This window comes from Aestuariivita sp. (genome assembly GCF_049276915.1).
Lineage (GTDB): Bacteria > Pseudomonadota > Alphaproteobacteria > Rhodobacterales > Rhodobacteraceae > Aestuariivita.
The window spans coordinates 1-2,181 of the sequence record NZ_JBASXK010000038.1 but is presented as its reverse complement, the minus strand read 5'-3'; the positions used below and the strand labels follow the sequence as shown (position 1 = coordinate 2,181).

Below are 2,181 nucleotides of genomic sequence, written 5' to 3'. Positions count from 1 at the left end.
CAACCGTGACTTCGGTATCAGAAGGCCCGAAGGTAGCGCGCAGCGCAGACAGTGCGCTCTGGACGTTGGCAAGGACTGCAGCCCAGTCCGCCGATGAAACCGAGCCCGATCCATCCAGCGCAAAGACCACATTGACCCGCGGTGCCGCGATCTCGTTCACGTCGATCGTCAGGCTGCCCGCCGGCGCATCCGCTGTCGCCGTGAGGTTGATGGACACATCGACCGGGTTGGTCTCACCCTCACCACCCCCACCGCTTTCCACGGCGATGGCCAGGGTGCCCTGGGTCTGGCCGCCGGTTGCATCCTGGACCTCATAGGTAAAGCTGGTAAAGCCGACAAAACCGGCCGCCGGAGTGTACGAGAATTCCCCGGTGGCCTGAATCGTGACCGTGGCACCGTCAGCTACTGATATAAGGTAAAAGGCCATGGCCTCGCCCTCGGGGTCCGTCGCGCTGAGCGTGCCAGTCACTTCCGTATCCTGAACGGTTTCCACGACGTCATTCGTCGTGATGACCGGCAGGTCATTGGTCCCCTCGACTGTCACCGAAACCAGTTGCTGCGTGCTCTCGGTTCCATCGCTGGCCAGGATGGTGAAGGTTTCAACTTCGGTCTGCCCTTCGGTGAGAACATCCGCCGCGGCGTTGTCCAGCGTATAAAGCCAGGCCCCCGTCGTGGCATTGATGGTCAGGATACCATAGGCCCCCGCGCCGCCGCCCTGAACCGAGAAGGTCACCGTTTCGTCGGTATCAATGTCACTGGCGACAACCGTGCCGCCGGCCGTGTTATCCTCGGCACCCTCTTCGACCGTGCCCGAAACCGAAGACGCGGCGACATCAATACGCGGGGCATCATTGCTGCCCGTCACCGTGATGGTGATGTCCTGCGTGACCACGCCGCCATTGCCGTCATCGACCTGCGCGGTGAAGGTCTCGGTCTCCTCCTGGCCCGCGCCCAGGCTGTCGGCAAGCGCGGGGTCCAGCGTATAGGTCCAGCTGCCATCGCCGTTGATCGCGATTGCACCATAGGTGCCCTGATCCGCGCCCTGGTTGCTCCAGGTCAGCGTGTCAGTGCCATCCACGTCGCTGGCGCTCAGCGTGCCCGAGGTGGTCAGATCTTCACTGTCCTCGGTCACCGCACCGGCATTGCCGCCTGTCACGGTCGTCAGCTCAGGCGTGTCGTTCGTACCCGTCACCGTGATGGTGACCGTTTCTGTGTCGCTCGCTCCGCTGGTGTCCGAGACCGTGACGGTGAAGGTTTCAACCGCGGTCTGTCCAGCCGGTAGTGGATCGGCAAGCTCGGGGTCCAGCGTATAGGTCCAGCTGCCGTTCTCCTCGACCACCAGCGCGCCATAGCTGCCCTGTTGCGAGCCCGTCCATGTCAGTGTGTCGCCCAGATCCGGGTCGGTTGCCGTAAACTGGCCCGAGACCGCAACATTCCCGGCGGCTTCATCCAGCGCCCCTTCGGCCTGAGCGGCCGGGGTGGTGGCGACGGGGGCGTCATTCACCGGGGTGACCGTGATACTTACCGTGGCGGTATCCGTCGCGCCGCTTGCGTCGGAGACCTCAACGACAAAGCTGTCTTCGCCCTCGAAATGCAGATTGGGCGAATAGCTGTAAACGCCGTTTTCCTGCAGCGTCACCAGCCCGTTGGTCGCTCCGCTCACCAGCGTATAGGTCAGCGGATCGCCATCCACATCCGTGCCGGACAACTGCCCGATCAGCGGGCTGTCTTCGGGTGACGCGGCCGTCGAGTTCTCCAGCACCGGCGCATCGTTGACCGCAGCGACCTCGACCACGACGCGGCCTTCATCCACCTCGCCACCGGTGCGCGTCACGCGATAGTTGAAGCCGTCCGTACCGTTGAAATTCGCGTCGGGAATGTAGTTGAACGTGCCGTCATTCTGGAGCGTGGCCGTGCCGTTTTCCGGCCCCGAGGTGATCTCGAAGACCAGCCCCTGCGTGGCTTCCCCGACATCAATCGCGCCCGAGATACCCTCTTCTCCGGCGTCCTCGACGCCTTGGACCACCACGTCCTGTGCCGTCAGTGGCGGCAGTTCGGCCGAGCGCGCGGCATCTATCTGGTTCGGGCACAAGCTGGAGGCGGTGCGCGCCTTTGCCGAAACCAACCCGATTGATCGCCGCATCCATGACAGCGAAAACGCAAGCTTTGGCTTCGTCACCA

Annotated in this window: 1 protein-coding gene; it reads right to left on the bottom strand. The window is 63.5% G+C overall.

Annotated elements, in window-relative coordinates:
- Positions 1-2,026, bottom strand: a 2,026-nt coding sequence (locus tag WAO69_RS03680) for an Ig-like domain-containing protein (RefSeq protein ID WP_422176695.1), incomplete at its 3' end; no start/stop codon positions are given.
- Positions 2,027-2,181 lie beyond the last annotated feature (155 nt).